Genomic DNA, 21,919 nt, shown 5'->3' on the forward strand with positions numbered 1-21,919 from the left:
TTACAGAGCGCCCACAGCGGTGACGAACTTGTCCCAGGAGGAGGCCGCGTCGTCGGTCTTGTCGACGTCCACGCGGGTCAGGGCCTGCTGCATCGCGTCGTTGATCGCGAAGTACTTGGGGCCCTTGAACGGCGTGACGTCGACGGCGGCGGCCCGGCTGGCGAGGATCTCACCGGTGGGGGCGTCGTTGAAGAACGCGTTGGTCTGCCCCTGGAGCGTGTCGCTCTCGAGGGCGTCGACCTGGCTGGGGAAGGTGCCCTTGGATTCGAAGGCCTTGATCTGCTGCTCGGGGGCCGTCAGCCAGTCCGCGAGCTTCTTGGCCTCGGCCTGGTTGTCGCCCTGGGTGGGCACGGTCAGGTAGGACCCGCCCCAGTTGCCGCCGCCGCCGGGGAAGACATCGGCGATGTCCCAGCCCTCGATGCCCTCTGCGTTGCCCTCGATGACGCCGAGCATCCACCCCGGGCAGAGCTTGGTCGCGAAGGCGTCGGACTGGAAGCCGGCTACCCAGTCGTCCTCCCACTGTGTGAGGTGCGCGGACAGGTCGTCATCCACGGAGGCCTGCAGGACCTGCTCGTAGATGTCCTTCACCTCGGCGTTCTCGGTGGCCATGACCGTGCCGTCGTTGTCCTCGTAGGCGTTCTGGACCTGGTTGATCATGCCCTGGTAGGTCGCTCCGGCGGAGTCGAACCAGGCCACGCCGTCGCTCGCCGCGACGAACTTCTTGCCGGCGTCGAAGTAGTCCTGCCAGGAGCCGTCGAGCATTTCGGCGACGGACTCGCGGTCGCTCGGGAGCCCGGCCTTCTCGAACAGGTCCGCGCGGTAGCAGACGCCCTGGGGCCCTGCATCCGTCCCGTAGCCGATGAGGGCGCCGTCCTTGGTGGTGGCGGCGGCGGTCTTCCAGTCCAGCCAGCGTCCCTCGACGGCGGGGTCGGAGAGGTCCGCGAACTGGTCCGGGTACTCGAGCAGCTCCGGCAGCCAGTCCACCTCGATACCCTCGATGTCGGAGAGGCCGGAGCCGGCCGCGAGCCGCGTGGTGAGGTTGTCGCGGGCCTCGTTGGAGGTCGCTGCTTTCTTGTGCTCGATGGTGACGTTCGGGTTGAGCTCCTCGTACTCGGTGAAGAGTTCCTCGTAGCCGAATTCGTTGAACGTGCCGACCGAGAGGGTGACGTCCTCGGTGCCGGTCTCCCCCTCCACTCCGGGGTTTTCCTCGCCGCCCGACCCACAGGCGGTGAGGGTCAGGGCGAGGCAGGTGGCCGCGGCCGAAAGGGCGGTGATTCGTACTCGATTGCGCACGGTGACTCCTTCGTCAACTCGGATCCCCCTGCGTTTGCAGCGGATCCTGGAGGGAACTTCCTGATGGCACCCGCGCCCCCAGGGGACGTGGGCTGGAACGGTCGGCTGGTACATGTCCTTCAGGAGGTCGAAGGCGCCGACGGGCGCGGGAGCACATGGATGAGCTCGCCGCGGATGCGGGTGGTGGTAACGGCGGGGAGTGCGCCTCCCTCTGTGGGACGATCCCGGTGGGAGCGCTCTCACGCCGTGTCATCCATCGTGACTGTGACCTGTGACACTGTCAAGTGGGAGCGCTTCCACCAGTCCGAGGGCGGGGGTGGGATCGACATCGTCGCAGGTCAGCGCGAGGTGCGCGACGCCGCCTTGACCGGATCGTTATGAAACGCGCCCGCCTTGGGCAGGGACCGGCCGGCGCTAGAGTGGCGGACAACCCATCACTCTGACCCACCCACAGGAGCAGCACGCCGTGACGAACGAAGCCCTACCCCCCTGGACCATCACCCTCGGAGAGCTCGACGAGCGGATGGGCGTCGCCATCGTGGAACAGTCGGTCGAGCGGGTCGTGGCGACCATGCCGGTCGAGGGGAACCGCCAGTCCTTCGGACTCCTCCACGGCGGAGCATCGCTCGCCGTCGGTGAGGCGGTAGGGTCCTGGGCCGCGGTGATCCACGCGTCCACCCTCGGCAGGACGGCGGTGGGCGTGGACGTATCCGCCACGCATCACCGGAGCGTGAGGGACGGTGTCGTCACCGTCACGGCGACGCCGATCCACCTCGGGCGCACCCTCACCACGCACGAGGTGCTGATCACCGACGACGCCGGACGGCGCCTGTGCACGCTCCGCATCACCAACCTGCTCCTCGATCGGCCGATCCCCGGTACCGTGAGCCCATGAACCTCACGAAGCGCACCACCAGGACCAGGACGACGCGGCTCGCCGCCCTCGCCGCGGCGGCCACGGCTGCCCTGCTCGGGGGCGCCGCAGGCCCCGTCGCGGCCGCACCGCCGGCACCGCTGGCCCATGTGGCGCTCGGGGACTCGTACGCCTCGGGGTTCGGCACCGGCTCCTACGTGAACGCGTGCGGCCAGTCTCCCCTCGGCCTGCCCGGCATCCTCGACTCGAAGAAACAGGTGGAGTTGGTGGCCGATGCCACCTGCGCCGGCGCCAAGGCCGCCAGCGAGGCGGGAGGAGCCCTGGACCTCCCGGAACAGGTGGCCCGCGTCACCGCCACCGGCGCCCTCTCCCCGTCCACGGACCTCGTGACCATCTCAGCGGGTGGCAACGACGCGGGCTTCGGGCAGGTCGCCGGAGTGTGCGCGACCCGTCCCACCGCGGACTGCGAGCAGTTCATCGCCGTCCAGAACGCCACGGCCCTTCCGGCGCTCGAGCGCACCCTCGATACGCTGTACAGCACGGTCGGTTCCGCGGCGCCCGGGGCAACCGTGGTGGTCACCGGCTATCCGCACCTGTTCTCCCCCGAGGCGGGGACGCCCGCGCTCCTGCCGGTCGCCTCGCAGATCGCGTTCAACGACGCGACCGACGCCGTGAACGCGGTGATCAGGGTCCGGGCCGAGGCTCACGGATTCACGTTCGTCGACCTCGTGCAGAAGTTCGAGGGTCACGGGCTCGGCTCCACGGATCCCTGGATCACCTTCCAGCCCGGTGCCGTCGACAATCTGCACCCGACGGCGGAGGGCTACCGGTCCGGCTACTTCCCCGCCGTGCGCAGCTCGGTGAACCTCGCCCAGCTGCAGCGCTAGAGGGGCCGGACGGGGCGCGTCAGGCGTGCCCTGAGACCGGCGAGCTCATCGGCGCTCAGGCCGGCGTCGCGGAGGTAGCGCGCTGCGTCGAGTGATGACAGCAGGTCCTCGAGCTGCGTCTGCGCCCGGGCGAGCCACACGGCGAGCTCGTCGTCCGTCCTCGGTGTCTCGTGCGGTGTCTCCTGGCCGCGGTACCGCTCGTTCATGGCGGTGACGGCCCGCGCGTAGTCGGCGCAGATCTCCGCGGTGCCGATCCCCGCCGCGCCGAGCAGCACCGCGACCACGAGTCCCGTGCGGTCCCTCCCGGCGGCGCAGTGGAGCACCACGCCCCCGGCAGGTGCTGCCACGAACGCCTGGGCGATGCCGACGAATCGCTCCGGCCACCGTCTGAGGTTCTCACCGTAGTGTTCCGGGGAACTGAGGTACGGGCCGCACAGTGCCCGGAACTCCTCGTCCGCCGGGTCCTCCGTCGGACGGTTGAGGAACACGAAGCGCTCGACGACGTCGCTCCCGACCTGCGGGTCCGTTGCCCGGCGCCCGACCTCCACGGGGGAACGGAGATCGATGACGGTCCGGACGCCCTGCCCCCACGCCTGGCGCCATCCCGCCTCCGTGAGCCACTCGCGGCGGCCCATCCGGTAGAGCCTGCCCGGCTGGACGGAGCCCCCGAGACCGCCGAGGTCCCGCGCGTTCACCGCACCGTCCCACAGGGCACCCGTCCGTCCGGAGGCGCTGGTGTCCGCTGCCGGGACATCAGGGGTGGCGTCGGGGCCGGCGAGCGGGGTGGCGTCCATGGCCGAAGCGTAGCAACGGGCGGACGGGCCCGCCGTCCGGCACGGCCCTTCCGCTTCCCCTCCGGAAGTCCTAGCCTTCCGTCATGCCTTTCGCGATCCAGATCACCCTCGACTGCACGGACCCCCACGCCCAGGCGGACTGGTGGGCGGAGACACTCGGCTGGACCGTCGAACCGACCGACGAGGCGTTCATCGACCGGATGATCACGGCGGGGTACGCGCGGGAAACGGACGTCATCACGCGCAACGGGGCGCGCGTCTGGAAGGACGGCACCGCCATCTGCCGGGCGGACGACGTCGGCCGTCCGGGCCGCGAGCGGATCCTCTTCCAACCGGTGCCGGAACCGAAGACCGTCAAGAACCGCATGCACATCGACGTCGATCTGGACGGCGCCGACCGCGACGCCCAGCGGGCGCGGCTCGAGGCACGGGGCGCGCGTTACGTGGAGCAGCACGCCCAGGGCCCGCACGCCTGGTACGTCATGCTCGACCCGGAGGGCAACAAGTTCTGCATCGCCTGACCGCGGGCACCGGGGCACGCGCCCGGGCCCGCGCCGCTAGACTCGACCGGTGACTTCAGAGCTCCCCGCCAAGGTATCCGACATCTTCGACCCCACCCGCTGGCGGGTCGTCACGGGCTTCGAGGACTTCACCGACCTCACCTACCACCGGCAGGTGGAACGCGACGGCGACGCCGTCCGCGACCTGCCCACGGTGCGGATCGCTTTCGACCGCCCCGAGGTGCGCAACGCGTTCCGCCCGGGGACCGTCGACGAGCTGTACCGCGCCCTCGACCACGCGCGGATGACGCCCGACGTCGCCACCGTGCTGCTCACCGGCAACGGGCCCAGCCCGCGCGACGGCGGCCACTCCTTCTGCTCGGGAGGCGACCAGCGGATCCGGGGCCGCGACGGCTACCGGTACGCGGAGGGCGAGACGAAGGAGACGATCGACCCGGCGCGGGCCGGCCGCCTCCACATCCTCGAGGTACAGCGCCTGATCCGCACCATGCCGAAGGTGGTCATCGCCGTCGTCAACGGGTGGGCCGCGGGCGGCGGGCACAGCCTGCACGTCGTCGCCGACCTGACGATCGCGTCGGCGCAGCACGGCCGGTTCAAGCAGACGGACGCCACGGTGGGCAGCTTCGACGCCGGGTACGGGTCCGCCCTCCTGGCCCGCCAGATCGGACAGAAGAAGGCGCGGGAGATCTTCTTCCTGGCCCGCGAGTATTCCGCACAGGACATGGTGGACATGGGCGCCGTCAACGAGGCCGTCGACCACGAGGAGCTCGAGGTGACCGCGCTCGCGTACGCCGCCGACATCGCCCGCCAAAGCCCACAGGCCCTCCGGATGCTGAAGTTCGCGTTCAACCTCGCCGACGACGGCCTCGCCGGCCAGCAGGTCTTCGCGGGCGAGGCGACCCGCCTCGCGTACATGACGGACGAGGCGGTGGAGGGCAAGGAGGCGTTCCTCGAGAAGCGCTCCCCGGACTGGTCCTCATTCCCCTACTACTTCTAGGAGCAGCCGTGGAACTCCTCCCCGTGCACACCCCCGAGGGCTTCGACGCCCTCGGGCTGCTCAAGCCCCTCGCCGCCGCCCTCGCCGGCGAGGGTCCCGCCGTCGCCCCCCATGTGATGCCCGATCAGGTGTTCGGCGGGGAACTGCCCAATGACGAGATCGCGGCGATCATCAGCACCTCGGGATCCACCGGGACCCCCAAGCAGACCATGCTCAGCGTGGACGCCCTCGCGGCCTCGGCGATGGGCACCGCGCTCGCCCTGCAGGCGGAGGGCCAGTGGCTCCTCACGCTGCCCGTGCACTACGTCGCGGGATTCCAGGTCCTCGTGCGCTCCCTGTACGCCGGGACGCAGCCCTGGGTCATGGACACCTCCGGGGGATTCACGCCCCAGGCGTTCACGGACGCCGCGGGCGAACTGACCGACCGCGTCCGCTTCACGTCCCTGGTGCCCACCCAGCTCCACCGGCTGCTGACCGATCCGACGCCGGAGACCTTGCGGCTCCTGCGCCGCTTCGACGCGATTCTCCTCGGAGGAGCGCCGGCCGGGGCGTCCCTGCGCTCCCTCGCCCGCAGTCAGGACCTGAAGATCGTCGAGACGTACGGCATGAGCGAGACCTGCGGCGGGTGCGTGTACGACGGCACACCGCTCGACGGCGTCGAGCTCCGCTCCGTGGAGGGCCGGTTGCGCATCGGCGGCGCCGTCCTCGCCGACGGCTACCTCGACGCGCCCGGCCTCACCGAGGAGCGATTCGTCTTCAACTCCGGTCAGCGTTGGTTCGTGACCGACGACGCCGGGGACGTGGCGACGGACGGTTCCGTGACCGTCCACGGCCGGCTCGACGACGTCATCATCACGGGGGCGCTGAAGGTCTCGGCCACGAGGGTCTCCGACGTCATCCAGGCGGTGCCCGGCGTCGAACAGGCCCTGGTGCTCGGGATCCGCAGCGAGGAGTGGGGCACGGCGGTGGCCGCCGCGATCGTCGGCGATGTCGACGCCGAGCTCATCCGGCAGGCGGTCCACGTGGAACTGGGGGCACACGCGGTCCCCAAGTCGATCGTCACCCTCGACGCCCTTCCCCTGCTGCCGGGCGGCAAGCCCGACCGCCGCACCATCCATACGCTCCTCGAACGCGCCTAGGCGCCCGCAGGCGCTCCCGCATCACCCGATCCCGAAGGACTGACCCGTGGCGACTGCCGCTCAGTGGCTCGAAGGAGCCCGCCCCCGCACACTGCCGATGGCGTTCGCCCCCGTGATCGTCGGCAGCGCCGCGGCCTTCGGCCTCGGAGCCTTCAAACCCCTCAACGCCGCGCTCGCGCTGATCGTCTCGGTGCTGCTGCAGGTCGGCGTGAACTATGCGAACGACTACTCGGACGGCATCCGCGGGACGGACGACGTCCGCGTGGGACCGCTCCGCCTGACCGGGTCGGGGGCCGCGCAACCCCGGCACGTGAAGTTCGCGGCCTTCGCGTGCTTCGGCGTGGCCATGCTCGCAGGGCTGGCCCTGATCCTGCTGTCGCAGGCGTCGCTGGTCCTGCTGCTCGTCGGCGTAGGCTGCATCGCGGCCGCATGGGGCTACACGGGCGGGAAGAACCCGTACGGCTACCTCGGGCTGGGCGACGTGTTCGTCTTCGTGTTCTTCGGGCTCGTCGCGACCCTCGGCACCACATTCACGCAGGCGGGCCAGCTCAGCGCGGCCGCCTGGATCGGCGCGGTGAGCACCGGACTGATCGCCATGGCCCTGCTCATGGCCAACAACGTCCGGGACATCCCGACCGACACCGCCGTCGGGAAGAAGACCCTGGCCGTGAGGCTCGGCGACACGGCCGCGCGAATCAGCTACGTGATGATGCTGGCCGCCGCCGTCCTGCTGCCGCTGTTCCTGACCGGCGAGTACCCGTGGATGTTGCTCGTCCTGCTGCTCGTCCCGGCGGGCATCCTGCCGAGCCGGCTGATGCTCACCGGCACCGAGCGCATGACCCTGATCCCCGTCCTGAAGCAGACCGGGCTGATCAACCTGGCCTTCAGCATCCTGTTCGCGGCGGGCATCGTCCTCACCCGCACCCTCGCCTAGCCACAGGCTACGGTGGGCCTCGTCATCGCGCAGGCCCTCGCCGGGGCTCCCGGCCGCGGCTGGCCTCAGGCGGCGTCGCGGCGGGGCTTGCGGTCGTGGCTTGCATCAGGCGTCGTCGCGGCGGGGCTGGCCTCAGGCGGCGTCGCGGCGGGGCTTGCGGTCGGCGTTGACCGGTGTGTTGGGGTCGAGGGCGTCCTCGGCGGCGGCGTCGTCGAGCTCGACCGCCGTCCGCACCGGAGGGGCGCCGGGCGTCATGTGGCGCTGCAGGGTGGCCGCAGCGGCATTCCGGAGATCCCGGGCGAACAGGTAAGTGACGCACCACGCGAGGATGGCGGCCACGACTGCCGAGAGGACCAGTCCGAGGCCCAGCTGAACGCACGCCACGTAGAAGACGAGGATCAGGAGCAGTCGGAGGGCGGTGAATTTGAGGAAGGCCACGCTCCAAGTTTACTCGCCTACAATTAGCGCATGCCCCGCCTCCTGCTGTTCGCCGCGATCCTCGGAGTCGCCGTCGTCATATATGCGCTGATCGACTGCGTGATGAGCCGAAAACACGAAGTGCGGAGCATCTCGAAGACCGCGTGGTTCATCACGATCCTGCTCCTGCCACTCATCGGAGCGGGGATGTGGTTCCTGCTCGGCCGTCCGCGTGGCGAGCGGCCCCCGGGTCCGCGCCGCCCGGCGCCCCGCCAGCCGACGGCCCCCGACGACGATCCCGCCTTCCTGCAGAACCTCGAAGCCCAGCGCTGGCAGCAGGCCCGCGATCAGGAGAGGCGTCGCCGCGAGCAGGAGCAGAAGGAGCGCGAGGCCAAGGCCCGCGATGCCGGGACGAACAAGCCCGCGCAGGACGGCAAGCACGACGGCGACGGCAACGACGACGCCGGATCGGGCCCCACGGGAGCGCACCAGCCCTGACGGGGTGGCTCTCTGCCCCCGCGCCACTCCCCTCAAGCCCTGCACGACAGGTATGCCCACCGACTCACCTGCCCTGCTCTGCTCTGCACGACAGAACTGCCCACCGACTCGCGGACTTCAGTGCGCATGTCTGCCTATGCCCACCGACTCACCCCGTCCAGTAGGCAGATGCGAAGCCGGACGCCGGTTCCTCGCCCTCTCGCGCCTCACCCGCCGTGCCTGCCCGACAGACCCGCCCGGCTCTGCATGACAGACCTGCCCTGCTCTGCATGACGGGCATGCCCACCGACTCACCCCGTCCAGTGGGCATGCCCGACGCCGGACACAGAGACACCCGGAAACGCCGGACGCGAGAGCCCTGGACGCACGAGAGCCCCGCAGCCGAAGCTGCGGGGCTCTCGTGTGTCCGGGCGGCGGGCCCGATCCTGCGCAGTGGCCTGCAGTGGCCTCTAGACCCCCGAGTAGCTGTGGAGGCCCGAGAAGTAGATGTTCACGATCGTGAAGTTGAAGACGATGCAGAGGTAGCCGACGATCGACAGCCACGCAGCACGCGTCCCCGTCCAGCCGCGCGTCGCGCGGGCGTGGAGGTAGCCGGCGTACACGGTCCAGATCACGAAGGTCCAGACCTCCTTGGTGTCCCAGCCCCAGTACCGGCCCCAGGCCTGCTCGGCCCAGATGGCACCGGCCATGAGGGTGAAGGTCCAGCCCACGAACGCGATGGCGTTGAGGCGGTAGGACAGGTTCTCGAGGCTCAGCGCGGACGGCACGAGGCGCAGGAACCTGGCCGTGTCCGCCTTGCCCGCGAGGAGTTTGGTCTCGCGGGAGGACTGCAGGAGTTGCAGCACCGACATCGCGAACGTGATGGTGAACAGCGCGGAGGAGGCCACCGCGATGGACACGTGCACGATCAGCCAGTAGCTCTGCAGCGCCGGGATCAGCCGGGCGACGGGCGTCGGGAACCCGACGGTGGCCGCACACAGCATGACGACGACGAGGCCCACCACGAAGGACCCGACGAAGCGGAGGTCCTTGCGGGTGAGGGTGACCAGGAAGATCACGGACACGAGGAACGCTCCCGTGGTGCAGAACTCGTACATGTTGCCCCACGGCACGCGATTCGCGGCGATGCCGCGGGTGACGACGGCGGCGCCATGGATGACGGCGGCCAGCACCGTCAGCGCGACGGCGATACGCGCGGCTCCTCGCCGCGGCCCGGAGCCGTAGTCCATCGAGTCGTCGGCGGTGGCGGGACCGGTCGGCACGGCGGCCGACGTCGAGCCGCCGCGTGCGCCCACGCCGGCGAGGGCCGGTGTGGCTTTCTCCTGGGCGAGCCGGGTCTCGAGCGAGCCGATGGTCGTGCTCGAGCGCACGAGATCGAGCACGAAGAAGATCAGGGCCGCCACGTAGGCGATGGAGGCCAGCAGCATGAAGAGCTCACTGGCCTGCCCGAGCTCTGCGTTGACTGGTTGTGGCATCAGTTGTCCTTTGCGTTGTGGTGCGACTGCCCCGTGCCTGCTGCCGACGACGCGGCCTCCGGCACCTTATGTTCTCCTGCGCCGCCCTGCGGTTCCAACCATCGATCCGCGAGCAGCTTCTCCACGGCCTGTCCCTCCGCGGGCAGCCGGTGGTCCTCGCCGCGCGCGAGCAGGCCGTACTCGACCACGAGACGGCCGTCGGGGTGCTCCCCCGTGCGGACCCAGAGCCTACGGCGCCCGATGAACAGGGACGCCGTCAGGCCGAGCAGCGCGAGCGTCGAGAAGACGAGCGCGCCGACCTCCCCGGGGTCGTGGTGGATGTCGAGGGCCACGTACCGCTTCAGCCCGTCGAACGTGACCGATCCCTTGCCCTCGGGGAGGTCGAAGGTCTGGCCCACGCCGAGCACGATCCCGCCGTCGTCGCTGGTACGGCTGTTCAGCTCGGTGAGGTCCGCGGTGTCCAGGACGTACACGTTCTCCGGCGTGCCGTCGTCGAGCCCGAGATCGCCGTAGTAGGAGTTCAGGTTGAGCTGCGGGTTGAAGGGGTCCGGGTCCCGGGAGAAGGACACCCCCTGCTCGTCCACGAACGCCGTGGGGAGGAAGAACCCGACGAACCCGAGCTGGTCCGGCTTGGCGTCCGGGGCCTTGATGACGATCAGCGACGTGTAGAGGCCGTCCGACGGCACCGAGACGACGGGGCCCTCGGAGGCGATGTTGCCCTCGCCGTCGCGCACCGTGACCATGGGCGCGTAGCCGTTGCCGACGAGGTAGACATTCGTCCCGCCGATCGTGATCGGCGCGTTGACCTTGAGGACCTGGGCCTCCTCGGGTGCACCCGGGCCGTCCTGCGTGGTCACGTTCGCGGTGAAGTCCAGCGGCTGCCCGTAGTGGCTCTCCTGCTCGCGGTCGAAGCGGACGTCGAAGGAGTCCAGGCGGAGGGAGTACGGCTCGAGCCGGTCGTCGGAGAAGTTGGAGCCCGGGCTGAAGGAGTCGTAGCCGATCAGGGTGTTGACGAAGCTGTCACCCTCGACGACGATCTTCTGGCCGTTGTAGCCGAACAATCCGCCGACGGCGACCGACACGAGGACCCCGATGAGGGAGGTGTGGAACACGAGGTTGCCGAGTTCCTTGGCGAGTCCGCGTTCGGCGCCCACCGAGGGGCGGTCCGTACTCGCGTCCCGGACGTCCACGCGGTAGCCGCGCTTCCGGAGCATGACCGCGGCCTGCTCGGCGGCAGTGGCCGGGGTGAGTCCGGTCCGGCGCGCCTGGTCCGCCGGCACCTCGAGCATGCCGTGCACGGGCAGGCGCGAGAGCCGCTTCGGCGTGCGCGGCGGCTTCGAGCGCACCGCCCGGAAGTGCGCGATCGCACGGGGGATCACGCAGCCGATGAGGGAGATGAAGAGCAGGAGGTAGATGGCGGAGAACCAGACCGACGAGTAGACGTCGAAGAGCTGGAACCAGTCGAGGATGGGCCCGGTGTCCGGGTTGTCCTGTATGTACTGCGTGACGACGGCGGGGTTCGCGGGGCGCTGCGGGAACAGCGAGCCGGGAACCGCGGCGACGGCGAGCAGCAGGAGCAGGAACAGCGCGGTGCGCATGCTCGTCAGCTGCGTCCATGCCCACCGGAGCGTTCCGAAGAACCCCAGGGAGGGCAGGACGACGTCAGACTGGGTCTCCGGGGTGCCCGGCCTCTCCGTCGTGTCCTGCGTGACGTCCTGCTTCACTGTGGGCCTTCCATCAAGTCGATTCGATTCCATGCCGCGCTCCCCATCAGATCGGGAGGACGACGTTGCCGATCAGCAGATCCTGCAGCTGCGTGATCCAGAGGTTCCAGACGCCCGTGACCATGAGGACTCCCACGAGGACGAGGAGCCCTCCCCCGGAGCGCTGCAGTACGAGCCGGTGCCTCCGGAAGAACGCGAGCGCGCCCATGCCCCGCCGTACGCCGAGGGCGATCAGCAGGAAAGGCAGCCCGAGCCCGAGGCAGTACACGAAGGTCAGGACAGCGCCCTTCAGGGCCGTGGCGTCGTTGCCGGAGATGGCGAGCAGCTGCACCGCACCCAGGGTCGGCCCGATGCACGGCGCCCACCCGAGCCCGAAGGTCACCCCGAGCAGCGGCGCACCCAGGAGCCCTGCCGGGACCCTGGCGTGCACGCGGCTCTCCCGCTGGAACCAGGAGAACCCTCCCATGAAGATGATGCCCAGGAGGATCACGACGACGCCGAGGACCTGGAGGAGCCACCCCTGCGAGACCCGCAGGAAGGCTCCGAGCTGGCCGAACAGCGTCCCGTAGGCCATGAAGACCACCGAGAAGCCGAGGACGAACAGGCCGATCCCGGCCAGCATGCGGCCCCTCTTCTGCTTCTCGAGGTCGACGCCGGTCAGGCCGGTGACGTACCCGAGGTAGCCGGGGACCAGGGGGAGGACGCAGGGTGAGACGAACGACACGAGACCCGCCAGGAGGGCGACGGGCAAGGCCAGGAGCATGGAGCCGTTCAGGACGGCATCGGCGAAGGCGTTGCCCACGGCGAGGGGCATCGACGCGGCCAGCGCCCCCGTCATCGGCCCGCCCGGCCCGGCGCGCTATTCGGCGAGGGCATCGGAGATCAGGGCCTTGAGCGTGCTGCGGTCCGCGAGTCCGAGGATGCGCGCCGAGACGCGCCCCTCACGGTCCAGCACGATCGTGGTGGGAACCGCCTGGGGCGGCACGTACTGCGTCATGTCGAGCAGCACCCCGCCGTCCTTGTCGGCGAAGCTCTGGTACGGGATGTCGAAGCTGCGCTCGAAGGCTTCCGCCGTGGCCTTCTCGTCGCGGATGTTCACGCCGTAGAAGACGGCGCCCTCCGGCGCGTAGTCGTCGTGCAGCGAGACGAGGTCGGGGGCTTCCTCACGGCAGGGGGCGCAGGAGGCATACCAGAAGTTCAGCACGGTGACCTGGCCGTCCCACTCGGAGCTCGACACGGAGGTGCCGTCGAACAGGGTGCCCGCGACCTCGACGGGCTCTCCCCTGTCGCTCGCCGCGTACTCGGTGACCGAGCCATCACCCGCGATGTAGTTCTTGCCGTCGCCCGCGGTGGCCTGCTGTGCCAGCGGGTCTTCCGCCGCACAGGACGCCAGTGCCAGCGAGACCGGCACGGCGAAGGCCAGCGCCAGGCGCAGCGTGAGGGGGCGGCGGCGCGGTGCGGGACGGACGGGTGGTGTCACGGCTTCTTCCGTTGATTTCTACGACGTGTAGTAATTCTATTACGCGCCGGGGACATTCGCCGCCTCGGGCAGCAGGTCCGCGCACGGCTCGGCGTAGCGCACGCGCCGGATGGTGTCGCCGTCGAACTCGAGGGACGTGACGGAGGTGAGCGTGCACTCGCGCTGGCGCGGGTCGTGCCAGAGCCGGCGGTGCTCGGCGGCGAGCCTCGTCACCCAGATGGGGAGCTGATGGCTGACCAAGATGGCCTCCGCGGGGCGGCCCTCCCCCTTGTCGGCACTGAGCTCGAGGGCCAGGCGGCGCGCGTCGTGGACGCCCGCCATCATGCGGTCGACCTGCTCCCGGTAGGGCTCGCCCCAGGAGGGGCGGAGCGGGTTGAGCAGGAAGGGCCAGTGGCGCGGCTGCCGGATCCGGCTCTTGATCCCCGACAGGCCCTCGAAGCGGTTCTCCGCCTCGATGATGCGGCCGTCGGTGACGATGGCGAGCCCGAGGACGTCCGCGAGCGGCTGTGCGGTCTCCTGCGCGCGGTCGAGCGGCGAGGCGACGAGGTGCACGAGGTCGGCGCCATCGTCGCGTCGCGCCAGGAAGTGCCGGGCCACCTGTGCGGCCATCTGGCGGCCGAGACCGGAGAGATGGAACTCGGGGAGCCGCCCGTAGAGGACTCCTTCGGGGTTGTGGACCTCACCGTGGCGGACCAGGTGGACGGTTGATCGCTGCATCCCTCCAGTTTCGCCCATGCTCCGTGGGACGGCCAATCGGCACGTGAACGCGCATCAGTTGAACCTTTGACCGATCCATGGAATAAAACATGCATATGCATGCTTCTAGTCCCTGTAAGCATCCGCCAGCTACTCTTCCCAGGAGTTCTCCCATGACTGTTCCCTCAGGCCTCACCTCCGGCACGTGGTCCTTCGACCCTTCGCACAGCGAGGTGGGCTTCAGCGTCCGCCATGCAGGCATCAGCAAGGTCCGTGGCTCCTTCCAGGACGTCGACGCCGCCCTCACCGTCGGCTCGTCCCTCGAGGACTCAAGTATCTCGGCGACCATCAGGACCGCCTCCTTCACCTCCGGCGACGAGAACCGTGACGCCCATGTGCGCGGCGCCGACTTCTTCGACGTCGAGCAGTTCCCGGAGATGACCTTCGTCTCCACCTCCCACGAGGGCTCCGGCGAGACGTACAGGATCAACGGTGACCTCACGATCCGCGGCATCACCAAGCCGGTGGTCCTCGAGGCCGAGTTCAACGGCGTGGCCGTGGACCCCTTCGGGGCCACCCGCGCCGGGGTCTCCGCCTCGACGAGCATCTCCCGCAAGGACTTCGGCCTCACCTGGAACGCCGCCCTCGAAGCCGGCGGCGTCCTCGTCGGGGACAAGGTGACCATCACCATCGAGGCCGCCTTCGTGGCCCCCGCGGTCGCCACGGTCTGATCCACCGCCCGGGCCCGCGCCCGGCACCCGGCCCGACGGCCGGCGTCGTCCTCAGCGGCGACGCCGGCCGTCGGCGTTTCCTCCTGCCCCCGCCCGGCGCCTCGAACTAGGCTGGTAGCGACCACATCCGTGGTGGGCGCGTCCATGGGGGCACCACCGGCCGGATGACCACGATCCGATCAGCGGAGGGCGCGACGATGAGCACACCACAGGACAACCCGAACGGCCAGAACAACGGGCCCGCCTGGGATTCACCGGGGTCGGCCGGCAGCGGCCAGGGCCCCTATTCCCAGCAGCCCCAGTCCCCGAGCTACGCCTACCCCACCCAGGGCGCGCCCGGCGTCGTCGAGAAGGGACCGGCGCCCAAGGAGGTCGACCGGGCGTACTACCTCATCCTCGCCGCGGGCATCGTCTACCTGCTGGTGAGCATCATCTCCCTCCTGACGACCGAGGTGCCGGACGTGGCGGGAGCCGCGGTCGGAGTGGGCATCGGCCTCGTCATCTCGGTGATCATCGCCGCCCTGTACGTCCTCGTGGCCGTCTTCATCCGCAGGGGGCGGAACTGGGCACGCATCACCGCGACGGTCCTCGCCGCACTCAGCGTGCTCGGCACGCTCGGCACCCTCCTGCTGGTGCCCATGCTCGCCGCCGCCGCGGAGTCGTCCGGACAGGCCGTGCCCGAGACATCCGTGATCTCGCTGGTGTCCAGCGTGCTGGTGACGCTCCTCCTCGTGGTGGGCGTCGTCTTCACCTACCTCAAGCCCGCGCGGCCGTACTTCGCTCCGCAGAGGCTCGGGTACTGAGCGCGGGCGCGTAGCCGGATCTGCCGGCCTACTGGGCGCGGGAGATCGGACCGAGGTCCGGCTCCTGCGCCCTTTGTGCGTGATAGGCCAGGATCTCCAGTTCGGTGGACATGTCCACCTTGCGCAGCTGGACGTGAGGCGGCACCTGCAGCACCACGGGCGCGAAGCTGAGGATGCTCGAGATCCCGGCAGCGACGAGGCGGTCACACAGCTCCTGCGCGACCGCCGCGGGAACCGCGAGCACCGCCATGTTGGTGCGGGTGCGCCCGAGCACGGCCTCGAGGTCGTCCACGGCACTGACCCGGAGGTAGCCCACCTCGGAGCCGACGACCAGCTGGTCGGCGTCGAAGAGCGCCACGATCTCGAAGCCCCGCGAAGCGAAGCCGGAGTACCCGGCCAGGGCCCGTCCCAGGTTGCCCGCGCCGAGGATGGCGACGCGCCAGTCGAGCGTCAGCCCGAGGGCGGCGGAGATCTGCCGGTTGAGGTACTGGACGTCGTAACCCACGCCCCGGGTGCCGTAGGACCCGAGGTAGGAGAGGTCCTTGCGGAGCTTGGGCGAGTTCACTCCGGCGGCGTCCGCGAGTTCCTCGGAGGACACCCGTTCGATGCCTTCCGCGAGCAGGGAGTTCAGCGCCCGCAGGTAGATGGTGAGACGGGCGAGTGAGGCAGGAGGGATGTGGCGCGCCGCATCCTCCACGCGGTGGAGGCCTGGCATGTCCGGCGTTGTCACTGTGATCGGCTCCGTTGCTAGCACCGCGGCGCCCGGTCCGGGAGCCGCGGTTCCGTGATCCCTCGGCGTCGGGGGCGGAAGTACCACCACTGTATGCCGCCGGAGCGGGGCCTCCAAGCCGGACGACGAGCGGCGGCGAGCGGCGGCGAGCGGCGGCTGGGCATGCGTTCACCGGCCTGTCAGGGACCCGTCAGGGATCCGTCAGCAGCCGCCTGAGCCTCGACTCGTCGATCGACCAGAAGTCACGCTGGACGCCGTCGATGAACAGGACGGGCAGTTCCTCCGCGAACCGGGCGCCGAGGCCCGGAGCCTCGGCCGCGCTCACCTCGCGCCAGTCCAGGCCGAGGTCGGCCGTCACCCGCCGCACGACGACGCGGGCGTCCTCGCAGAGGTGGCACCCGGCCCGGGTGAGGAGTACGACGCCGGCACCGGGCAGCTCCGCGGACGTTTCCATCCCTCCACGGTACTGCGCCCGTGCGGCGTAGGCAGCAGACGCCCGTCCGGGCGGACGAAGCCGCCCGGGACCGCAGGGAAGAACTAGACTCGGGCCATGCCGGACGTCGCCCGGGTCTCGCACCCCCTCCTCCAGCCTTCGGCGACCGTCGCGGGCGAAGCGGCCTTCTTCGACGTGGACAACACCCTGATGCGCGGCGCGAGCCTCTTCCACGTGGGCCGCAAGATGTACCAGCGCAAGGCCTTCACCCTGCGCTTCGCCGCGGGCCTGGCCTGGAAGCAGCTCCGCTTCATCATGCGGGGCGAGACGATGACGGACGTCAATTCGGTGCGCGATGCCGCCCTCGCCTTCGCCATCGGGCTCGCCCACGAGGACATCCTCGCCCTGGGCGAGGAGGTCTACGACGAGATGATCGCCTCGAAGATCTGGCCCGGCGCGCGCGCCCTGGCGGAACAGCACCTGGCCTCGCACCGGCAGGTCTGGCTGGTGACCGGCACCCCCGTGGAGGTGGCCGGCGTGATCGCGAGCCGCCTCGGCCTCACGGGTGCCCTCGGGACGGTGGGGGAGGTCGCGGACGGGCTGTACACCGGCAAGCTGGTCGGCGAGTTCCTGCACGGCCCTGCGAAGGCGGCAGCGGTGCTGGACCTGGCGCAGCGGGAAAACCTCGATCTCTCGCGCTGCTGGGGCTACAGCGACTCCTACAACGACATCCCGCTGCTGAGCGCGGTCGGGCATCCGGTGGCCATCAACCCGGACACCCGGCTCCGCCGCCATGCCCGCGCGAACCACTGGCCCGTCTACGACTTCCGCAGCGGACGGCGGGCCGCGACCCTCGGCCTGCGCACCGCCACCGTCCTCGGTTCTGTCTACGGACTGTGGCGCGGATACTCACGGTTCAGGGGCCCCGGTCCCCGCACCGACGCCTGAGGGGCCCGCAGACGACGACGGCCCGGCTTCCACGCCGCGAAGGCGGGAATCCGGGCCGGTCGGCACACTCCGGCTCATGGCCGGGCGCCTGACTACTTCTTGTTGCGGCGCTGGTGACGGGTCTTGCGAAGCAGCTTGCGGTGCTTCTTCTTTGCCATACGCTTGCGGCGCTTCTTGATTACTGAACCCATAGAGTCCTCACAAACTGTTGTGTTGCCAGGGCGGACTGCGGCGAAAAGCTCGAGGCACGCCCTGGTGATGACGAAAGACGCATGCCTGGTGGCAGTTGCCCGTGTGATGCACTAAGTCGGGCAGGCTCGAAACCCACCCAAAACGCTCCTTAACAGGGTACATCCGTTTGGGGAACCGACGGACGAGCAACGATCAGCCGGTCTCGGACTGCCCGTCGGCCTGCGCGCGGCGGAGGAACCCCTCGGCCGCCGACTCGGGGACCCGGCAGGAGGGGCCGAACCGGACGGCGGGCGGCTCCCCGGCGTGCACGAGCCTGTACACGGTCATCGTCGCGGTCGTTCCTACGACGACGGGTCGCGCCGCCGGCGCAGCTGGGACAGCAGATCCGCGGCCCGCTCCGCCGCCCGGCCCATGGTCCGGCCCATCGGTCGCGGCGCGTCCGGCACGCCGACCGCGGGAGGGACCGTCAGGACCGCCGCCGCCAGCGCCGTCGAGTCCTCGACGCCCGGCCCGTCGGTCGTGTCCGGCTCGAGCACCGCGACGACGTCCGCCACCGTCCGGGCCCCGGACCGCCCGTCCTGGGCGGTCTCCTCGAACGCCCCGACGGACACCGGGGCGTCGGCGGGTTCGAACCCGGCCAGCCAGTCGCGCACCAACCCGAGCGGGGCGGTTTCCAGCGAGTAGTAGCGCTTCTGTCCCTGCGCCCGCATGCTCACCAGGCCCGCCTCGCGCAGCACCTTCAGGTGCTTCGACACCGTCGGCTGGCTGACCTGCAGCTCGATCACGAGCTCCCCCACCGCCCTGTCGCCGTCGCGCAGGTTCTCGAGGATCTGCCTGCGCGTGCCTTCGGCGATGACGGCGAATACATCATCGATTCCCATCCGCCTACCCTAGCGATATATACGCAGCGCGGCATCCTGCTGCCACCGGCGGGTCCCGGTCAGTCGAACCAGGGGTCCAGTCCGTGGAGTGGGAAGAGGGCTTTCCGGGTGGCCATCACCGTCCGGTCGAGATCGTCGTTGGGGTCGTAGCCGACCTCCCACGAGCGCCACCAAATGTCCGCGCCGTCGCCCATCAGGCGGGGCGCCTCGACGCCGTGCCGCTCGAGCACGTACTCCCGCCACGCGGGCGGGACGGGCGTGGCGGGGCCCACCGGCGCGCCGGCGGCCACGGCGACGAGCAGCGACCACGACCGCGGCACCACGCTGGCCAGGGCGTACCCGCCTCCCCCGGTCGCGATCCACCGCCCCTCGCAGAGTCGGTCCGCCAGCTCCCGCACACCCACCATCAGCGCGTGCTGGGCATCCACGCTGACCCGCAGGTTCGTGAGGGGATCCTCCCGGTGGGAGTCGCAGCCGTGCTGGCTCACGATGACCTCGGGCGCGAAGGCCCCGGCGAGCTGCGGCACGACGGCGTGGAAGGCCCGCAGCATCGCGGCGTCCCCGGCGACGGTGGGCAGTGCCACGTTCACCGCATAGCCCTCCGCCGACGGCCCCCCGGTCTCGGCGGCGAAGCCTGTGCCCGGGAACAGGCTCATACCCGTCTCGTGCAGGGAGACCGTCATGACGCGGGGCTCGTCCCAGAAGATGCTCTGCGTGCCGTCCCCGTGGTGCGCGTCGACGTCGATGTACAGGACGCGGCGGGCTCCGCGGTCGAGCAGCCGCTGGACGGAGGCCGCGGCGTCGTTGTAGATGCAGAAGCCGCTGGCGCGGGACCGCGCCGCGTGGTGCATGCCGCCCCCGAAGTTGACGGCCCTGACGGCGGAGCCCCGGATGATCGCCTCGGCGGCGTCGAGCGACCCGCCGGCCAACCGGGCACTGGCCTCGTGCATGCCCGCGAAGGCGGGCGTGTCCTCGGTGCCGAGGCCCCGGGCGGCGTCGGAGGTGCCGGGGTTGCTGCTGACGTGCCGGACGGCCCTGATGTAGTCCGGGCTGTGAACCGTCGCCAGCTCGTCGTCGGAGGCCACGGGGGGAGCCGCGACCGTCACGCCGTCGAGGTCCAGCAGCCCGCAGTCCCGCGCGAGCCGGGCCGTCAGGTGCAGCCGCTCGGGGTTCATGGGGTGCTTGCCGCCGAAGTCGTAGGCCAGCATCGACTCGTCCCAGGCGACCTGGACGGGCACCGCAGACCGTGAATGCGTAGACATTCCTGAAAGGCTACGCGATGCGGGATGATCCGACGCCGCACACAGGTGAGATGCTTTACTACTGCAGGGACACAATGAGGCATGGTTACGCGCCGGTGCGGCGGAAGGACCAGCGGACAGGGCAGAGCGGACGTCAATGGTAGGTCAACAGCCACGATGGCTGACGGACGATCGCCGCGGGTACATCAGGCTGCTGGCCTCGATCCGCGACTTCGCCGACTCCTTCGCGAACAGCTCGCCCGCGCGTCTGGCCCTCTTCATCTTCAGCGCCGTGATCCTCCTGTTCACCGCGCTGCTGAGCCTGCCGATGTCCACCAGCAGCGGGACGGCGGTGCCCCTGCACGACGCCTTCTTCACGGCGGTGTCCGCTGTCTGCGTCACGGGCCTCACCGTGGTGTCCACGGCCACCTACTGGTCCTTCTTCGGCCAGCTGGTGATCCTGCTGGGCATCTTCATCGGGGGCCTCGGCACGCTCACCCTGGCCTCGCTGCTCGCGCTGATCGTGAGCAAGCGCCTCGGGGTGCGCGGCAAGCTGCTGGCCCAGGAGGCGCTGAACAACGCGAGCCGCCTCGGCGAGATCGGTACACTCCTGCGGATCGTCATCACGACATCGGTGGTGATCGAGATCGTTCTCGCCGCCGTCCTCATCCCCCGCTTCATGATCCTGGGCGAACCCTGGTGGCAGGCCGTCTGGCACGGCGTCTTCTACTCCATCTCCGCCTTCAACAACGCAGGCTTCACCCCGCACAGCGACGGGCTGGTCCCGTACGAGACGGACCTGTGGATCCTCGTCCCGCTCATGGTCGGGGTGTTCCTCGGCAGCCTCGGCTTCCCGGTGATCATGGTCCTCGTGCAGGTGCGCCACCGCTTCAGCAAGTGGACCCTGCACGCCAAGCTCACGGTGTTCGTCTCACTGATCCTGCTCGTGGCCGGGACGTTCGCCTGGGGTTTCCTGGAGTGGTGGAACGACCGCACGATCGGCACCCTCAGCGTCGCCGACAAGGCCATCCATTCCCTCTTCGCCTCGGTGATGACGCGCTCGGGCGGGTTCAACCTCGTGGACCAGTCCGACATGAACACCACCACCATGCTCCTGACGGACGCCCTCATGTTCGCCGGGGGCGGCTCCGCCTCCACGGCCGGCGGTATCAAGGTGACCACCATCGCCGTCATGTTCCTCGCCATCGTGGCCGAGGCCCGCGGCGACTCCGACGTCCGCGCGTGGGGCCGGACCATCCCCTCCGGGGCGATGCGCGTAGCGATCTCCGTGATCTTCATGGGAGCCACGCTCGTGCTGCTCGGGAGCGGGCTCATCCTCGCGATCTCCGACGACCCCCTGGACCGGGTGGTCTTCGAGGTGATCTCCGCCTTCGCGACCGTCGGGCTCAGCACGAACCTCAGCGCCGAGCTGCCGCCCGAAGGGAAGTACGTCCTGTCCGCCCTGATGTTCGCCGGGCGCATGGGCACCATCACCCTCGCCTCCGCGCTCGCGCTGAGGCAGCGCAGCACCCTCTACCGCTACCCCGACGAGAGGCCGATCATTGGCTGAACGACCCGCCCACAACGCACCCGTCCTCGTGATCGGCCTCGGCCGGTTCGGTGCGGCGACCGCCGAACAGCTCGTCCGCCAGGGGCGGGAAGTGCTGGCGATCGAACGGGACCCCCAGCTCGTGCAGAAATTCTCCGGCATCCTCACGCACGTCGTCGAGGCCGACGCCACGAACCTCGACGCCCTCCGCCAGCTCGGCGCCCAGGAGTTCTCGGCCGCCGTCGTGGGGGTGGGCACCTCGATCGAATCGAGCGTGCTCATCACCGCCAACCTGGTGGACCTCGGGATCGACCACCTGTGGGTCAAGGCCATCACGCCCTCGCACGGCAAGATCCTCAAGCGCATCGGCGCGAATCACGTGATCTACCCGGAGGCGGACGCCGGCCAGCGCGCCGCGCACCTCGTCGGCGGCCGCATGCTCGACTTCATCGAGTTCGACGACGGCTTCGCGATCGTGAAGATGTACCCGCCGAAGGAGACCCAGGGCTTCACCCTCGCGGAGTCCGCGGTGCGGTCCAAGTACGGCGTCACCGTGGTCGGCGTGAAATCGCCGGGCGAGGACTTCACCTACGCGCGCCCCGACACCAAGGTGTCCGGCCGCGACATGCTGATCGTGTCCGGGCACGTGGATCTGCTGGAACGTTTTGCCGGCCGGCCCTAG

At 70.0% G+C, this 21,919-nt stretch carries 26 protein-coding genes; 12 read left to right on the forward strand and 14 right to left on the reverse strand.

The features are described 5' to 3' along the window. The gene (locus C4K88_RS10245) at nucleotides 1-1,293 is read right to left on the reverse strand and encodes an ABC transporter substrate-binding protein (RefSeq protein WP_104121528.1); all 1,293 of its coding nucleotides are present in this window, start codon (nucleotides 1,291-1,293) and stop codon (nucleotides 1-3) included. A 523-nt stretch (nucleotides 1,294-1,816) separates the two neighbouring features. Between C4K88_RS10245 and C4K88_RS10250 the strand changes: the two genes are divergently transcribed. Both C4K88_RS10250 and C4K88_RS10255 read left to right on the forward strand, forming a co-directional pair. Continuing rightward, entirely contained in the window at nucleotides 1,817-2,188 is a 372-nt protein-coding gene (locus C4K88_RS10250; protein ID WP_241521862.1) for a hotdog fold thioesterase, read from the forward strand. Next, complete coding sequence (locus C4K88_RS10255; protein ID WP_104121530.1) at nucleotides 2,185-3,054, forward strand: SGNH/GDSL hydrolase family protein; 870 nt, start codon at nucleotides 2,185-2,187, stop codon at nucleotides 3,052-3,054. The genes C4K88_RS10250 and C4K88_RS10255 overlap by 4 nt, the downstream gene beginning before the upstream one ends. Here C4K88_RS10255 and C4K88_RS10260 read toward each other — a convergent pair. After that, nucleotides 3,051-3,848, reverse strand: a complete 798-nt coding sequence (locus C4K88_RS10260; protein ID WP_104121531.1) for a tyrosine-protein phosphatase — start codon at nucleotides 3,846-3,848, stop codon at nucleotides 3,051-3,053. The two genes, C4K88_RS10255 and C4K88_RS10260, sit on opposite strands and share 4 nt — an antisense overlap. An 83-nt stretch (nucleotides 3,849-3,931) precedes the next feature. Here C4K88_RS10260 and C4K88_RS10265 point away from each other — a divergent pair, with 83 nt between their 5' ends. From C4K88_RS10265 to C4K88_RS10280, 4 genes are read left to right on the forward strand one after another with little or no spacing between them, the layout of a single operon-like run. Then, on the forward strand, nucleotides 3,932-4,369 hold the full coding sequence (locus C4K88_RS10265) for a VOC family protein (RefSeq protein ID WP_104121532.1): 438 nt from the start codon (nucleotides 3,932-3,934) through the stop codon (nucleotides 4,367-4,369). A 49-nt stretch (nucleotides 4,370-4,418) separates the two neighbouring features. Then, nucleotides 4,419-5,366, forward strand: coding sequence for a 1,4-dihydroxy-2-naphthoyl-CoA synthase (locus tag C4K88_RS10270; RefSeq protein ID WP_104121533.1), 948 nt, complete (start codon nucleotides 4,419-4,421; stop codon nucleotides 5,364-5,366). 8 nt (nucleotides 5,367-5,374) lie between these two features. After that, nucleotides 5,375-6,505, forward strand: coding sequence for an AMP-binding protein (locus C4K88_RS10275; protein WP_241521826.1), 1,131 nt, complete (start codon nucleotides 5,375-5,377; stop codon nucleotides 6,503-6,505). Nucleotides 6,506-6,551: 46 nt separating this feature from the next. Then, nucleotides 6,552-7,439, forward strand: coding sequence for a 1,4-dihydroxy-2-naphthoate polyprenyltransferase (locus C4K88_RS10280; RefSeq protein WP_104121534.1), 888 nt, complete (start codon nucleotides 6,552-6,554; stop codon nucleotides 7,437-7,439). A gap of 132 nt (nucleotides 7,440-7,571) precedes the next feature. On the opposite strand, the gene C4K88_RS17370 is transcribed toward C4K88_RS10280, so the two are convergent. Continuing rightward, nucleotides 7,572-7,877: a DUF4229 domain-containing protein gene (locus C4K88_RS17370; RefSeq protein ID WP_167399020.1), complete on the reverse strand. Its 306-nt coding sequence runs from the start codon at nucleotides 7,875-7,877 to the stop codon at nucleotides 7,572-7,574. 30 nt (nucleotides 7,878-7,907) lie between these two features. Between C4K88_RS17370 and C4K88_RS10290 the strand changes: the two genes are divergently transcribed. Next, nucleotides 7,908-8,354, forward strand: a complete 447-nt coding sequence (locus C4K88_RS10290) for a PLD nuclease N-terminal domain-containing protein (RefSeq protein ID WP_104121535.1) — start codon at nucleotides 7,908-7,910, stop codon at nucleotides 8,352-8,354. Nucleotides 8,355-8,803: 449 nt separating this feature from the next. Here the strand turns inward: C4K88_RS10290 and ccsB are convergent, their stop codons facing one another. Genes ccsB through C4K88_RS10315 form a run of 5 tightly spaced genes read right to left on the reverse strand, consistent with a single transcriptional unit; the run spans nucleotide 8,804 to nucleotide 13,750 of the window. After that, on the reverse strand, nucleotides 8,804-9,829 hold the full coding sequence (ccsB, locus tag C4K88_RS10295; protein ID WP_104121536.1) for a c-type cytochrome biogenesis protein CcsB: 1,026 nt from the start codon (nucleotides 9,827-9,829) through the stop codon (nucleotides 8,804-8,806). Continuing rightward, nucleotides 9,829-11,586, reverse strand: a complete 1,758-nt coding sequence (gene resB / locus C4K88_RS10300) for a cytochrome c biogenesis protein ResB (RefSeq protein ID WP_104121537.1) — start codon at nucleotides 11,584-11,586, stop codon at nucleotides 9,829-9,831. The genes ccsB and resB overlap by 1 nt, the downstream gene beginning before the upstream one ends. Nucleotides 11,587-11,599: 13 nt before the next feature. Then, entirely contained in the window at nucleotides 11,600-12,355 is a 756-nt protein-coding gene (locus tag C4K88_RS10305) for a cytochrome c biogenesis CcdA family protein (RefSeq protein WP_104121750.1), read from the reverse strand. 57 nt (nucleotides 12,356-12,412) lie between these two features. Continuing rightward, on the reverse strand, nucleotides 12,413-13,033 hold the full coding sequence (locus C4K88_RS10310) for a TlpA family protein disulfide reductase (protein WP_104121538.1): 621 nt from the start codon (nucleotides 13,031-13,033) through the stop codon (nucleotides 12,413-12,415). 39 nt (nucleotides 13,034-13,072) lie between these two features. Next, nucleotides 13,073-13,750, reverse strand: a complete 678-nt coding sequence (locus C4K88_RS10315; RefSeq protein WP_104121539.1) for a histidine phosphatase family protein — start codon at nucleotides 13,748-13,750, stop codon at nucleotides 13,073-13,075. Between the two features lie 152 nt (nucleotides 13,751-13,902). On the opposite strand from C4K88_RS10315, the gene C4K88_RS10320 reads away from it, so the two are divergent. Then, the gene (locus tag C4K88_RS10320; protein ID WP_104121540.1) at nucleotides 13,903-14,460 is read left to right on the forward strand and encodes a YceI family protein; all 558 of its coding nucleotides are present in this window, start codon (nucleotides 13,903-13,905) and stop codon (nucleotides 14,458-14,460) included. Between the two features lie 197 nt (nucleotides 14,461-14,657). Further along, the gene (locus tag C4K88_RS10325; protein ID WP_146065668.1) at nucleotides 14,658-15,263 is read left to right on the forward strand and encodes a hypothetical protein; all 606 of its coding nucleotides are present in this window, start codon (nucleotides 14,658-14,660) and stop codon (nucleotides 15,261-15,263) included. A gap of 28 nt (nucleotides 15,264-15,291) precedes the next feature. On the opposite strand, the gene C4K88_RS10330 is transcribed toward C4K88_RS10325, so the two are convergent. Together C4K88_RS10330 and C4K88_RS10335 are read right to left on the reverse strand one after the other, a co-directional pair. Beyond that, on the reverse strand, nucleotides 15,292-15,978 hold the full coding sequence (locus tag C4K88_RS10330; RefSeq protein ID WP_104121542.1) for a redox-sensing transcriptional repressor Rex: 687 nt from the start codon (nucleotides 15,976-15,978) through the stop codon (nucleotides 15,292-15,294). A 205-nt stretch (nucleotides 15,979-16,183) separates the two neighbouring features. Beyond that, on the reverse strand, nucleotides 16,184-16,447 hold the full coding sequence (locus C4K88_RS10335; protein WP_174705229.1) for a glutaredoxin family protein: 264 nt from the start codon (nucleotides 16,445-16,447) through the stop codon (nucleotides 16,184-16,186). A 96-nt stretch (nucleotides 16,448-16,543) separates the two neighbouring features. Between C4K88_RS10335 and C4K88_RS10340 the strand changes: the two genes are divergently transcribed. Next, nucleotides 16,544-17,374, forward strand: coding sequence for an HAD family hydrolase (locus tag C4K88_RS10340; RefSeq protein WP_104121543.1), 831 nt, complete (start codon nucleotides 16,544-16,546; stop codon nucleotides 17,372-17,374). Nucleotides 17,375-17,466: 92 nt separating this feature from the next. On the opposite strand, the gene C4K88_RS10345 is transcribed toward C4K88_RS10340, so the two are convergent. The 4 genes from C4K88_RS10345 to C4K88_RS10360 form a co-directional block, all read right to left on the reverse strand. Next, nucleotides 17,467-17,565: a 30S ribosomal protein bS22 gene (locus tag C4K88_RS10345; protein ID WP_003792170.1), complete on the reverse strand. Its 99-nt coding sequence runs from the start codon at nucleotides 17,563-17,565 to the stop codon at nucleotides 17,467-17,469. A gap of 193 nt (nucleotides 17,566-17,758) precedes the next feature. Next, a complete protein-coding gene (locus C4K88_RS17615; RefSeq protein ID WP_438502346.1) occupies nucleotides 17,759-17,893 on the reverse strand; it encodes a MerR family transcriptional regulator in 135 nt (44 codons plus the stop codon). Nucleotides 17,894-17,907: 14 nt separating this feature from the next. After that, entirely contained in the window at nucleotides 17,908-18,447 is a 540-nt protein-coding gene (locus C4K88_RS10355; protein ID WP_104121544.1) for an ArsR/SmtB family transcription factor, read from the reverse strand. A gap of 59 nt (nucleotides 18,448-18,506) precedes the next feature. Beyond that, nucleotides 18,507-19,709: an acetoin utilization protein AcuC gene (locus C4K88_RS10360; RefSeq protein ID WP_241521828.1), complete on the reverse strand. Its 1,203-nt coding sequence runs from the start codon at nucleotides 19,707-19,709 to the stop codon at nucleotides 18,507-18,509. Nucleotides 19,710-19,845: 136 nt separating this feature from the next. Here C4K88_RS10360 and C4K88_RS10365 point away from each other — a divergent pair, with 136 nt between their 5' ends. Next, complete coding sequence (locus C4K88_RS10365) at nucleotides 19,846-21,258, forward strand: TrkH family potassium uptake protein (protein WP_104121545.1); 1,413 nt, start codon at nucleotides 19,846-19,848, stop codon at nucleotides 21,256-21,258. Next, nucleotides 21,251-21,919: a potassium channel family protein gene (locus C4K88_RS10370; RefSeq protein WP_104121546.1), complete on the forward strand. Its 669-nt coding sequence runs from the start codon at nucleotides 21,251-21,253 to the stop codon at nucleotides 21,917-21,919. Before C4K88_RS10365 ends, C4K88_RS10370 begins: the two co-directional genes overlap by 8 nt.

The sequence above is a fragment of the Arthrobacter pityocampae genome (assembly GCF_002927275.1).
Lineage (GTDB): Bacteria > Actinomycetota > Actinomycetes > Actinomycetales > Micrococcaceae > Arthrobacter_D > Arthrobacter_D pityocampae.